The following is a 12,306-nucleotide window of genomic DNA, read 5'->3' as shown; positions in this document are numbered from 1 at the left end:
TTCCCACGCCCCCACGTGTTGAAAACGCCGGAGCGATGCCCCGGATCGACAATTAAAGGTGATCCTAAGGCCGAAATCTGGCGAATTCGTGGCAGAGCTATGTCAGCAAAACGGCAAGACGGCCTTGAGAACAGTTTGTTTCGCAAAATGACCTGAGGATTTAAGTCAAACCGGTCGGTTTCCGGGGTTCAGACCAACGCATGGCACGCGGCAAAATCAGCCGATACCATCGGAAATCCCACAAAAGGTGCCGTCTTACCCTTCGCTTTGCCTGTCCGATAGCGCCGCCATCTGCTCCTTGGCTTCATCAATATCGCCCGCCACACCATCCAGACCCATCAGGGACAAAAGCGGCCTGATGGCGTCGATGTTCTGCCCGCTCACGAGAAGAGGCGTGCCAGGGGAGCAGATGTGCAAAGCAACGACAAGCCGCGACAGCGCGTCCACCGAATGTCGCCCGCCGATAGACAACCCCACAATTCGACCTGGGGACCGCTCCACCTCGGTAACCAGTTCGTCGTGGTCCAGACCGATCTTGAGCGCAATCTCCCACCCTTCCTTGCGGAAGATATCGGCGGCCATGCGCACCCCAAGCGTATGATCCTCTCCCGGGACCGACGCGAAGATCGCCGTCTTTCCTGGTGCGGGGACGTTGCTCACAAACAGGTGCCGCATGCCACGCATGATGGCGAACATGCGACCAGTGCCGATCGTTACCTGGACGAAATCGGCTCGGTCTTCGATCCACCATTCGCCCAGCATTCTTGCCGCTGCTGCGAGATACTTGAGGTAAACAACATCGGGGGGCGTTCCATCGGCACGAACACCGCTGATGATCTCAGCCGCCGCCGTGTCGTCATCGGAAATCAACGCAGTGCAAAGCGCCTCCAATTCCCCGGGTATCGGGTCATGCGGCACGGCATCCAGGCTACGGTCTCGCGATGCGAGCCGCATGATGACCTCTCGCGCGAGGCTTGCCACCAGGTCGTCGGGCAAACTGGCCTTGAGCCGACGGATATTCGTCTGACTGCGCAGGTAGGCATCAAGCTCGATCGGTCCCGGCTCGGCGTTTGACTTGAACAACGATCCTCCTCCCGACATCGACCCGTTCTTGGACAACAGCTTGCAACCAGCAACACATGTCCGAGGTCGACGTCTTTCATCCCCCTTGTTGCCGCTCGAAACCCATCGGCATATCGACGGGCCACAACCAAAACGACCGGCTCAGCGGTTCGGCCCGCGCAGACCTGCCGCCTTTATCCTGAACGACTAGCCGTCCACCGAGTTTCGAATGGATTTGACAACATCATAAGCCCGCGAAAGCTCGCTCAGCAGACCAAGGCGCAGAAGCTCCCGAATTGCGCCTTCCGTCGTCGGAATGTTGTTGGCCCGCCGCCATCCATCGACAGCCGACAACTCCTCCTCATTCAACGTGACGGAAAAACAGCAATCCTGCGCACCACTTTCGGCACGCCCTGGGTCGATCAAACGCGATTTATTCTCACCCGACATGTTCCATCTCAGCCACCCGGCACTCAACCGAGGGTAAGGCGTAGGCAACTTGCCTAGATAGTTCGGATTTTCCACTACGTAGTATTACCTACTTATACCGACGGCAGCCTAGCTGACCATCCGGATCAGGTCGGCAATACCGCGCGCCTGCATCTTCTCGCGGATACGCGACCGATGGACCTCGACCGTTCGCCGGCTGACGCCCAACTCATCGGCGATTTCCTTGTTCAACCGCCCCTGGAGCAGATAATCGAGCACCTCGCGTTCGCGGTCTGTCAGCTTGGCGAGTCGGTCGGCAACAACCTTCTTCGACGGCATTGGAGGCAGCCGATTGAAAAGCAGACCACCGGCAGATTTGACCGCCTCGAGCAGGTGGTCGGCCTGGGCGGGTTTCTCGATGAAATCGAATGCGCCGTCCCGCATCGCCTTGACGGCAATCGAGATGTCCCCATGCGCCGTAATCACGATGATCGGGATGTTGACCCCCATGTCGTTGAGATGCGACTGCAATTGCACGCCGCTGATGCCCGGCAGGCGGAGGTCGAGAAGCAGGCAGGCCTTCAGGGCCGGGTCAAACACATCCAGGAATTCTTCTGCCGAAACGCAAGGGATCGTCTCGTAGCCATGCGCGTTCAGCAATGCGCAAAGAGAATGCAGAACGGCATCGTCATCCTCGACCACGTAGACTGAAAACTGTTCCGGGGCTTTACTCATCGAACCCACCCTGTATCGGCAATTCAAACACAAAAGCGGTCCCGTTTCCCGTGGCTTCCGCCCAGATCCGACCCGCATGCGCCTCTACGATAGAGCGGCAAAGCGAAAGGCCAATACCCATGCCCCGCGGCGTGGATGAATGAAAAGGCTCAAAGAGGTTTTTCTGCATTTCAGGCGGGATGCCACATCCGGTATCGCTGACCGTGATCCGCGCGAAACCGTCCACCTCGGCCATCTCTACGGACAGCTTCTGTTCGGACGCATTCTCCATCGCGGTCAGGCTGTTTCTCACGAGATTGAGGACCACCTGCGCGACCTGAACCGGATCGGCCAGGACCTTTGGCAACCCGCTGTCTAGCAAGAGCGTGACCTGCAACCTCGGCAGGTCATTGGAGACCAGCGCAAGATCCATCCCCTGATTGATCGCGTCTTTCAGGTCAATGTAGTTGGCGTTGAGATCACCGCGGGAAATAAAGTTCCTGACCCGGTGTACGAGGTCCCCTGCCCTGGCGGTTTCCTTGATGGCCTGGTCAATCATCTGCTCCGCGCGCGCAGGGATCGTGACGCCGGAGTTCAGCAATTCCTGCCGACAGGCGCCCACGTAATTGGCCACCGCCGACAAGGGCTGGTTCAATTCATGGGCAATCGCGGATGTAAGCTCGCCCATGGAACTGGCCCGCGCCGCTTCCAGCATCGCATGGCGCAGACGGAGTTCTTCGGCCTCGGCGGCTTTCTGGGCCTCAAGCGCCGCCTGCTCGTGCTCAAGGCTGTTCAACGCAAAAAGCGCCCGCCGTAGGATCCTCAGCGCATCGCGATCAATCGCGTCGAATGGCCGGCTCATCCCGAGCCGCTCCTCGCGCCAGAGCGCAAAGGACCCCCTGGGCGAGAGCCGCACGGTACCGTCTTCCTTCTTGGTTTCAACCTTCTCGGGCTTCCCGGCCCAGCGGATCGTTTGCTCGAAATGGCTGCGCAGGAACACAAGGTAGTCCCGACCGTCTTCCGACAGATCCAAAAGCGCCGCACCCGCCGCCATCAGCCGTTGCTCGTCATCCATGTCGATCAGCGATGACAAATGCGACGATGTCGCCACCCCATCGACCAGAAGATCGCGAAGGTTACTGAAATCAAGCGGCTTTTCCGGCAAACAGCCGACCCGCACCACGGTATCCTTGGAAACGAACAGCAATCCCTGCGCATCAATCAGTTCCATCAGGAAAGACGCCTGATCGGTAATCAGATCCCTCAGCGAGGCACCGGACCGCGCCTTCTGTTCGATCTGATAGGCCGCCTTTTCCGCCTCGATACTCTTCTTGAGCTGGGTCGTGTTTTCGATGCTCTGCAGCAGTGCGGATGTGGTGCCGCCCAGCAGTTCGGCAAATCGCAGGCGGCTCGAAGAAATCAGGCGCGTGTCATAGTGGTGACAGGCGACAAGACCCCAAAGTTCGTTATTGGTAATCAGCGATATCGACAGGCTGGCACCGACGCCCATGTTATTGAGATACTCCACATGCACCGGCGCGACGGCGCGGAGCTTGGAATAGGTGAGGTCAAGCGGGGCCGCCGAATTTGCACCGGCGACATTGCCGTTTCGATCAATGATCGCAACATGTTCGCCATTGATATCCGGGATCGAGCGCATCACGTTCAGCGTAAAGTGCCGGCGGGCAGGATCGGGGATGTCAGACGCGGGATAATGCAGCCCCAGAAAACTGTCTGGCCGATTGGTGCTTTCGGCGATCACCTCGCCATGTTTATCTTCGGCAAACTTGTAGATCATGACCCTGTCGAATCCGGTCACGTCGCGGATCATCTTGGCGCTTGCCGCGGCCAATTCGACCAGGGCCCCCGGCTTCACCAATTCGGAGATGATCTCGCGGCGGAGCAGCTCGTCTTCCCAGATCGACGCCGGTGCGGGCTCGGGGCTCAGGAATTCCAGGATGATGTGGCCATCGTTCCGGTGCGGCAGACATTCGGCATGGATAATCCGCCCATCGGCCCCGGAGAACTTCAAAAACCAGGGTTTAAGCAACTCGGGCGAGGACGGATCGAGCGGCAGGGTCAGCAGTTTCGCCACATTCTCTTCGCCGATCACGTCCCCGATTTTCTTGCCCAGTATCTCCTCCGGCGCAGCCCCCAGGAAGGCCGCGGTGTTGACGCTTGCATAGGTAACGACCGACGTCGCGTGTTCAAACGCGATCAGGGCGCCATGCGGTTGTACCGCCCCGATGATATGGATGGGTTCGCGGTCGCATGTCTCCAGATCAACGGTGCTTGTGGTCACGCGGCCCCCCTTTCGACAGACAATGCGGTCCGTTCCAATGGCGCGAGCCACTGCGATAGCGCCAGGAAGGTGCTCTCGGCCCCCAGGCAAAGATCGTCAAGCGCCGCGCCGTCGGCGCAAAGACGTTCCAGAAACTCAAGCGTCATTCGCCAACGGTGCCCGTTTTCCGACCGGCACCAGGCCCAGTAACCGCGCCCGCCAGCGTTTTCTGCCGACAGCAGGGGCTGAACCGCGCGGTCAATGGTCGCCCCGCCCAACATCGCACCTTCGATCACGTAGAGGACACCGCCCAGAGATGCCGCCGAAACAAGCTGCGCCGCCTGTTCGCAGCGGTCATTGCGGTCAATCTCTTCGGCGCTGAAGCCCAGGTCCCGCAAATCCCGAGCCAGAAATTCGCTGCGCCATGCGTAGGAATAAGCCGTCCCCAATGCAGAACGTTCGGCCAACACACGCGAAATTTGCCGATCGAGCGGCGCATAGAACCCATGCAGCGCCCGCATCAGCTCCCTGTAACCGTCTAGGTCAAGCTCATGTCGCAGGAGTGCCGCGAAGCTCGCATGCGCGTGCAGCGCCTCATGGGCGTCATGGGTGTGCCTGCGCAGCACATCGCGAATCCTGGCCGACGATATCTTTTGCCTGTCCTGCAACGATTTCCACTCCCCAAGCCAGCTTGCCCGCGTCAGAAACCTGCGCGGCAAAACACTTTGCATATTAGCGGCTTATCGGCACGAAGAAAGGGTTCAGTTCCCCGAAGACAAGGGCACAGGCGACAAGATCCACGGATCTGTCAACGCCAGTTGATTTGTAAACCACGCCATTCTGCAGTAGAGAAAGCCAATTGTTCCTGAGCAAAGTCCAGACCGTTTTGAGTGCATTCTTCTCCAATCCTGCTGCCTGCTTCTCCGAAACCGATGCGGAAATGATCGGACAGATCATCGCGTCCGCCGCCGATTTGGCCGTCATCCTGGACAGCGAGGGCATCGTCCAGGACGTCGCGGGCCGACTGGGCAGCGCCCCGGACCTCAACATCGCGAACTGGCCAGGAACAGGATTCCACGACCTGGTGGATGCCGCGGCGTGGGCGCGGTTGAGTGATATGATCACCGCCTCCCATCCGGGGGCCCCGCGGGAAGAAACGGTGGCTCATTCATCGACCGACGGCACAGACATCTTCATCACCTATGTCGCCGTCCATGCCGGGACCGCCGGTCATATCCTGCTTCTGGGCAAGGACATCAGCCAGACCATCGCCCTTCAGGAGCAGCTTTGGCGCCTTCAGAAGTTCACCGAAGACCGCCTGGAACGTCTCAAGGATGACGAAGCGCGCTACCACTCTCTTTTCGAGGCGGGGTCGCGCGCGCAGGGTGTTCCGCACGAAAATGCCCCGCAGGCAGACCCGAAAACGGCGGGCGTCGGTCAGGTTCCCCTGCGCAAGCTGGTCCGTGCGCAGATTGATATTTTTGAGAAGGACTGCATCGAAGCAACCCTCAGGCTCACCGGCAATAACCGGGCAGCAACGGCAAAGGTTCTGGGGCTGAGCCGTCAGGGGCTTTACGACAAGTTACGGCGATACGGCATCACATCCGGCTGAGAGCTCCGCCAATCGAGCAAGCGGGACGCCGCCGCTACGGCTGCATCTCGACGTCGAAAATCTGCGCCGCGTGCTGTTCGAGATAGATTTTCAACCACGGTGTGAAACGGGCCGGTTCCCTTTGGACGTTGCCGACGAGTTCCGACATGCTTACCCATTCGGTGTCCATGACCTCATCGGGGTTCGGCACCAAATCCATCGGCTCCGCCACCCGCCAGAGGAAGATATCGACCAATTCATGCTCCGTCAGGCCGTTGCCGACATCCGCGCGATATTCCACCCGGTCACGATAGGTCAGGGAATGGGCGTCGATGCCAAGCTCTTCGCGCAGGCGCCTGACCGCGCAATCCTCGGCGCTTTCGTTCCAGTGCGGATGCGTGCAGCAGGTGTTCGCCCAGAGCCCCGGCGTGTGGTATTTGCACAAGGCTCGCCGTTGCAGCAGGACCTTGTCGCCGCAGAGCACAAAGACTGACACGGCCTTGTGACGCAGGCCGCGCCGATGCACGTCAAGTTTTTCAACAGGGACCAGTTCATCACCGATCCAGGCAGGGATCATCGCGTTCATATATGCTCCGGCGCCACCAGGCGCATCAGATGGGCCAGGTTCTTCAATCCGATCCGCAGATGCGCCATCGGGCGGGCGCGCACCAGTTTCTTGTTCATATAGGCCTCGAAGGTCAGGCGTTGTACATCGACATCATGACAGAGCGAGACAAACCGCTCGCGCCGGTCGTCGGACTTGTAATAGGCGTTCTGCATGGATGCCAAGACCCGAAACACCATCTTGTGTTCCCGCATGAAAAGCTGCCGGGCGAGTTTCAGGTCGCGCACACGCCCTGTGGTCAAACAGGCCGAAGCGGCGGCGGCCGCGACCTGCCCGCCCACCATGGCATAGTAAATCCCCTCGCCGGAACTGGGGGCCACCACACCCGCGGCATCACCCGCAAGCACCACATCGCGCCCGTTATCCCAGCAATCCAACGGCTTGAGCGGGATCGGTGCCCCCTCGCGGCGGATGGTTTTGCAGTCGGCAAGCCCGCTCGCCGCACGCAGGTCAGCGGTCGCTTGCTTGAGATCCACCTCACGCACCATCGACCCCATGCCGACGCTTGCGGATTTGCCATGCGGAAAGACCCAGCCATAGAAATCAGGGGAAATACGCCCGTCATAGATCACATCGCAACGACCCGGATCGTAGGTCGCGGTGGCTTCCGGCGCCTCGATGATCTCGTGATACGCGATGACGTACGGAATGCGGTCCCCGCCCGGCACCTCGGCCCGGGCCACGTTGGACCGTGCGCCATCCGCGCCTATGACCAGCCGCGTGTCGAGCGCGCGTTCCTCGCCACTGGCCTTGTCGCGATAGATCACTTTGGGCGTGCCGTCTGGCCGATCGATCCGGAGGAACGTCCCGGTCAAGCGATCCGCGCCAGCGTCCGCCGCGCGCACCCGCAGGAACTCATCGAAGTCCTCACGGTTCACCATACCGACAAAGCCGTTTTCGATCGGGATATCGACCATGCGCCCCGTGGGCGAGATCATCCGCGCGGTGGTGACCCTTGCGCAGAGTTGATCGTCGGGAATGTGAAAATCAGCGATCAGCCGGGGCGGAATTGCACCGCCGCAGGGCTTGATACGGCCATCCCGGTCGATCATCGCCACCTTGTGCCCCGACCGGGCGAGATCTTCGGCGGCTGTGGCGCCCGATGGGCCGCCGCCCACTACGACAACATCATACATGGTCATTCTCCCGGTACGATGGCCGCGCCACGACGCGACCGGTGTTCAATGACGCGCAGCGCCAGAAGCGCCGCGATGACAAAAAGCACAGCCTCCGCGAGGAAAACCGCCCCGAAGGCCACGGCATCACCGGCGGTCAGAAGCCGCATTACATCAACCGCGGCCGCGCCCAGAAGCCCGCCGAAGCCTGCTGCAACGGCCTGCGCCGCGCCCCAAAGCCCCATGCGGGTGCCTTCGCGCGCTTCGCGACCGCGCCCCGCCAGCGCCATCATCGAGCCGATGGCGGCAACCGCGAACATGCCGTTGAAGAACCCAAGCGAGACCACCGCTGGCATAAGTGTCGCCGGGACGGCCATCCCGCCCAGAAGGCTGATGAGCGCAAGGCTGCCCGCCGAGCCCAGGCAACCGGCGATGACCCAGGTCCGCAGACTACCAATCCGAAGCCCCGTCGCAGTGATGCCCACGGTCAGCATGCCGAGGAAAACCCCGCCATTCTGCGCCCCACTGAGCGATGTGGACTGACCCGGAGTGAACCCGAAAACAAGGCCCGCATAGGGCTCAAGGATCAACTCCTGCATGAAATAGGCGGTCATGGAGAGGAACACGAAGATGGTGAAATGGCGCGCGGCGGGCTCGGCCCAGATCTCGGCCAGCCCCTCGCGGAACGGTATCTTTTCGCTCTGGCGCGGCTGCGCATCGACGCGGGCCTCGATGCCCCAGACCGCCAGCATGGTCAACACAACCGCCCCACCGGTGACGATGGCCACGATCCTGAGCAGCAGCGCGGATGTGTAGGGGTCAAGAAACACGCCGACGGTCCCCGCGGTGATCGCGATACCGGCAATCATCATGAGCCAGGTGATCGTCGCCGCGGCGGCCCTGCGACGTGGGGCGGTGGTCGTCGCCAAGAGCGCCAGCAGCGAAGTACCGGAGGCGCCCACACCCAGGCCGATCAGCGCATAAGCCAAGATCGACAAGGCCATCGCGGCGGCAAAGCTGGTCTCGAAGAGAACAACACCAAGCGCCGCACCCATGGCCCCAAGGGCCAGCGCCACCATCCCGCCGATGATCCAGCGGGTCCGGTGACCGCCCGTGTCCGACAGGAAGCCCCAATTGGGGCGGGTGATCTGTATCCCGTAATGCAGCGCAATCAGCAGGCCCGGAAGGACGGCGGGCAACGCCAGCTCAACGACCATCAGACGGTTGAGGGTCGAGGTTGTCAGAACCACGACCGCGCCAAGCGCCATCTGCACCAGACCGAGGCGAACAATGGAAATCCAACTGAGTGTCATCACAGTCCTCCCATGCCGCGCAGCGCGAAGGCCGCGACCATCATGCCGCTGACGTAAAGCGTGACGCCGGTGGCGTTGTACCAGGGCGCGCGGCCCTTCGGGTCGCTGAGCAGCACCCGCATGGCCCAGAACTGCGCAAGGAGCAGGACGGCAATCGCCGCCCCATGCCACGGGCGGTCCCAGAAAAACAGCGCCGCGATCACCGCCACCTGTGGCAGCGCCATGACCCAGCAGGCAACCCGCGCGGCCCGCTCCGGCCCAAGGGTTACGGGCAAGGAGTTCACGCCGGTCTGGCGGTCCCCCTCCAGGGCCTTGAAATCATTGAGTGTCATGATGCCATGGGCACCCAGCGCGTAAAGGAGCGCGATGGCGACCACCGGCAGTGCGGGCGCGCCCGCCGCCATCACCGCCGCACCGGTAAACCAGGGCAGCCCCTCGTAACAAAGCCCCACGAGGCCCGGCCCCCAGATGCCCGACCGCTTGAGGCGGAAAGGTTCTGCCGAATAGGCCCAGGCAGCGGCGACACCGAAGACTGTCGCACCAAATCCCCATGGGCCCAGCATGGCCCCGAGGGCCAGCGCCAGCCCGCTCATCACGATGGCGATCCACAGCCCCCAGCGGCCCGGGATGGCCCCGGACGGGATTGGGCGATGCGGTTCGTTTATCGCGTCCACATGGCGGTCGCACCAGTCATTCGCCGCCTGGCTCATCCCGCAGACAACCGGCCCGGCCAGCACCATGCCCGCGAGGACCAGCCATGGCGCGGTGGACACCGGCACGCCCGACGCGACCACACCACAAAGATAGGCCCAGATCGGCGGAAACCAGGTGATCGGCTTGATCAGCGTCAACACGGCGCGGGGACTTGGAGTGCGTCGAGCGGAATGTAAATCTAATGTGACACTCATAGTGTCAATTAAACTATACATTCTCCAATTCTGAAAGTGTTATTTCGCCAAAGGGCGCAATCGTGAAGCCTCAATCCTCGCCAGGCTCACCCTTGAGAAGGCCATGCTTGCGCAGCTTGACGTAAAGGCTCTGGCGAGAAAGGCCCAACATCTCGGCCGCCGCGACCCGGTTGTTACCGGTCATCTTCACCGCGGTCTCGATGCACATCTTCTCAACCACATCCGATGTTGCCGAAACCAGCGACTTCAGCGAAGCCGTTCCGACAAGGTCCATGACGCTCTTCATCGCCTCGTCGCTCATCACCGACGCGCCCGCGCTGGCATTTGCCACCTCGCTCGGCGTCACGTCGCGGATGATCAGCCCGAAACCCAGATCACCGCCGCGCCGCTGCAACCGGGTCGACGCCACATCGACATTGGCACGGGTTCCGACAGAACTCAGAACCTGGGTGGCATAGCTGCGCACCCTCCCGGTCTTTATCGTCGTTTCGAGGATGATTTTCAGGTCGACATCGCCGCGGGCCAGGAACTCACCAAGTGATTTGTTCTTCACATCGCGGATCTGCGCCGCGTCGGTCAGGATCAGGAACGCCTCGTTCGCATCCCGAATGACACCCTTCGCATCGGTCATGACGATCGCGTCACTGGCCGAATTGAACAAGGTCGCCAGCGATTGCGCCACTTCGGGGCCGGTTGCGCTGGAATCGTCAATCGAGGCCACCCGACAAATCAGAAACAACTCCCCCGCCGCCCTGAAATACTGGGCGAACAAGGCCAGGTCACGACCGCTGCGGCGGGCAATGACCTCGATCACCTTCAACTCTTCCGCACTCGCCGCGGCATGCAGACTTTCCATCAACTCAGCCTTGCGCTGCCCTTCAAGCGCCTGCGGCAGCGAACTGCCGGCAAGCGTTTCGAGCTTCGTCCCAAAGAGTGCGGCGGCGGCGCTGTTCACATCGCGGATGCGACCGGTTTCACTCTCCACCAGCATCAAGGGCGTCTCAGAGGCCTCAAGCACAACGCGGTAGAACGTCTCGTAGCTGCGTATCTTCTGCTGGTCCCGCTCTCGCGCAGTCTGCTCGGCCACCAGGTGTTGCTGGACTTCGGCAATCGGCTGCATATCCCGCCCGAAAAGCAGAAACGATGGCCGGTCCTTGACCCGGTGCACCGTGTAGCGCACCGGAAATTCCCAGACCGCGTTATCGACATGGTTCAACTGCAGCGGCCGCGGGACCATGCCGGGATCGGCGGTTATCGCCTTGATGCGCGCGGCATATTTTTCCCGGCTTTCGATGGTCAGGAAACTGTCGAACGTCCGGCCAACCCAATGGTCCAGGCAGCCAAGCGAAGGACAATCAGGATTAACCGTGATCCCCTCGACCATACCGTTCTTGCCAACGAGAATTGCGATATCGGAGGCCTGCTCGATCAGGGACTCGACATTCAAACCAGCCGGAAGCTCTCCGATCTTAAGCGTTTCCGATCCCGGGATTTGCTCCGTCACAATATTTCCCCGTTACTGCACCACTCCAGCTACTGAGCCACTTCAAACGGGCGCATCTTGGCGACAGTTGAAAGGCCGCAACGCTCGATTGCCTCGCGGATTGAATGGACCGCGAAATCAGCGCCGGAGCGCCGCTCGACCTCTTCTCGGTCTTCGACGATACGCCCCCCGACAACGATCGGCGGCACGTCCGCAACACTCTTACGAACGTCTTCTATGAAATCCGCCGCCTTTTCAACCGATTTCCATGACGCCAAAGAGATTCCAAGCATCGAAAACCGGTTGGCCGAAATCAATCGCGCAATCTCCGCATCGCACAAACCGATCGCCATACGCACCCAAAGGCCGTGGCGCCGAAGCCCGTCCGCCGCAACAAATGCGCCCAGCGAATGCTGTTCAAACTGCGGGATTATCATCAGAACCGACTGCCCAAGGGGGATGCTACGGTCCAGCAACTGTCCCGCATCGCCGTCGTCATCATGGTCGCGGAACAACGCCTGAAGCCGCGCGGCACCGGTCGTCACGTCGACGAAACTCGCCTCGTCACTGACCCATTTTTCGCCCAGATACCTTGAGGCTTCGGGGATGTAGAAATGGAGCAACTCCTGATTACTCACGCCGTTTGCCATCAGCGAGGAGAGCACCTTGTGATGCTCGACCTCCGCCTCCGACATCAATGCCTGGCTGAGATGGCGCACCCACTCATCCCGGCTGCCGGGCTTCGGCTCAGCACATTCCGATGCCAGTGATTTCAAGGCGGATTC

At 61.1% G+C, this 12,306-nt stretch carries 12 protein-coding genes; 1 reads left to right on the top strand and 11 read right to left on the bottom strand.

Annotated elements, in window-relative coordinates; genetic code table 11:
* Positions 1 to 255 precede the first annotated feature (255 nt).
* From RBB29_RS19520 to RBB29_RS19500, 5 genes are all read right to left on the bottom strand, one after another.
* On the bottom strand, positions 256 to 1,083 hold the full coding sequence (locus RBB29_RS19520; protein WP_306116510.1) for a B12-binding domain-containing protein: 828 nt from the start codon (positions 1,081 to 1,083) through the stop codon (positions 256 to 258).
* Between the two features lie 186 nt (positions 1,084 to 1,269).
* A complete protein-coding gene (locus RBB29_RS19515; protein WP_306116511.1) occupies positions 1,270 to 1,512 on the bottom strand; it encodes a hypothetical protein in 243 nt (80 codons plus the stop codon).
* A 108-nt stretch (positions 1,513 to 1,620) separates the two neighbouring features.
* Complete coding sequence (locus RBB29_RS19510) at positions 1,621 to 2,226, bottom strand: response regulator transcription factor (protein WP_306116512.1); 606 nt, start codon at positions 2,224 to 2,226, stop codon at positions 1,621 to 1,623.
* Entirely contained in the window at positions 2,219 to 4,507 is a 2,289-nt protein-coding gene (locus tag RBB29_RS19505) for an ATP-binding protein (RefSeq protein WP_306116513.1), read from the bottom strand. The genes RBB29_RS19510 and RBB29_RS19505 overlap by 8 nt, the downstream gene beginning before the upstream one ends.
* Positions 4,504 to 5,217, bottom strand: coding sequence for a biliverdin-producing heme oxygenase (locus RBB29_RS19500; protein ID WP_306116514.1), 714 nt, complete (start codon positions 5,215 to 5,217; stop codon positions 4,504 to 4,506). Before RBB29_RS19500 ends, RBB29_RS19505 begins: the two co-directional genes overlap by 4 nt.
* Positions 5,218 to 5,345: 128 nt before the next feature.
* Here RBB29_RS19500 and RBB29_RS19495 point away from each other — a divergent pair, with 128 nt between their 5' ends.
* Positions 5,346 to 6,098 carry a helix-turn-helix domain-containing protein gene (locus tag RBB29_RS19495; RefSeq protein WP_306116515.1) on the top strand — a complete coding sequence of 251 codons (753 nt, stop codon included), beginning with the start codon at positions 5,346 to 5,348 and terminating at the stop codon, positions 6,096 to 6,098.
* Positions 6,099 to 6,132: 34 nt separating this feature from the next.
* On the opposite strand, the gene idi is transcribed toward RBB29_RS19495, so the two are convergent.
* The 6 genes from idi to RBB29_RS19465 all read right to left on the bottom strand — a co-directional run bounded on the left by idi (position 6,133) and on the right by RBB29_RS19465 (position 12,297).
* Positions 6,133 to 6,663, bottom strand: a complete 531-nt coding sequence (gene idi / locus RBB29_RS19490; RefSeq protein WP_306116516.1) for an isopentenyl-diphosphate Delta-isomerase — start codon at positions 6,661 to 6,663, stop codon at positions 6,133 to 6,135.
* On the bottom strand, positions 6,660 to 7,838 hold the full coding sequence (locus RBB29_RS19485; protein ID WP_306116517.1) for a geranylgeranyl diphosphate reductase: 1,179 nt from the start codon (positions 7,836 to 7,838) through the stop codon (positions 6,660 to 6,662). Before RBB29_RS19485 ends, idi begins: the two co-directional genes overlap by 4 nt.
* Positions 7,839 to 7,840: 2 nt before the next feature.
* Positions 7,841 to 9,130 (bottom strand): BCD family MFS transporter, encoded by a 1,290-nt coding sequence (locus tag RBB29_RS19480; RefSeq protein ID WP_306116518.1) that lies wholly within the window; start codon positions 9,128 to 9,130, stop codon positions 7,841 to 7,843.
* Positions 9,130 to 10,038 (bottom strand): chlorophyll synthase ChlG, encoded by a 909-nt coding sequence (gene chlG / locus RBB29_RS19475; RefSeq protein WP_306116519.1) that lies wholly within the window; start codon positions 10,036 to 10,038, stop codon positions 9,130 to 9,132. The genes RBB29_RS19480 and chlG overlap by 1 nt, the downstream gene beginning before the upstream one ends.
* A gap of 70 nt (positions 10,039 to 10,108) precedes the next feature.
* On the bottom strand, positions 10,109 to 11,542 hold the full coding sequence (ppsR, locus tag RBB29_RS19470) for a transcriptional regulator PpsR (RefSeq protein ID WP_306116520.1): 1,434 nt from the start codon (positions 11,540 to 11,542) through the stop codon (positions 10,109 to 10,111).
* A gap of 29 nt (positions 11,543 to 11,571) precedes the next feature.
* Positions 11,572 to 12,297, bottom strand: a complete 726-nt coding sequence (locus RBB29_RS19465; RefSeq protein WP_306116521.1) for a cobalamin B12-binding domain-containing protein — start codon at positions 12,295 to 12,297, stop codon at positions 11,572 to 11,574.
* Between the last annotated feature and the right edge of the window lie 9 nt (positions 12,298 to 12,306).

The sequence above is a fragment of the Roseovarius sp. MMSF_3359 genome (assembly GCF_030733385.1).
GTDB lineage: Bacteria > Pseudomonadota > Alphaproteobacteria > Rhodobacterales > Rhodobacteraceae > Roseovarius.
This window is presented reverse-complemented; position numbering and strand designations above follow the sequence as displayed.

Coding starts and splice junctions, on each gene's coding strand:
- RBB29_RS19485 (WP_306116517.1), bottom strand. CDS start 7,838: ATGTATGATGTTGTCGTAGTGGGCGGCGGCCCATCGGGCGCCACAGCC.
- idi (WP_306116516.1), bottom strand. CDS start 6,663: ATGAACGCGATGATCCCTGCCTGGATCGGTGATGAACTGGTCCCTGTT.
- RBB29_RS19510 (WP_306116512.1), bottom strand. CDS start 2,226: ATGAGTAAAGCCCCGGAACAGTTTTCAGTCTACGTGGTCGAGGATGAC.
- RBB29_RS19500 (WP_306116514.1), bottom strand. CDS start 5,217: ATGCAAAGTGTTTTGCCGCGCAGGTTTCTGACGCGGGCAAGCTGGCTT.
- RBB29_RS19515 (WP_306116511.1), bottom strand. CDS start 1,512: ATGTCGGGTGAGAATAAATCGCGTTTGATCGACCCAGGGCGTGCCGAA.
- RBB29_RS19480 (WP_306116518.1), bottom strand. CDS start 9,130: ATGACACTCAGTTGGATTTCCATTGTTCGCCTCGGTCTGGTGCAGATG.
- chlG (WP_306116519.1), bottom strand. CDS start 10,038: ATGAGTGTCACATTAGATTTACATTCCGCTCGACGCACTCCAAGTCCC.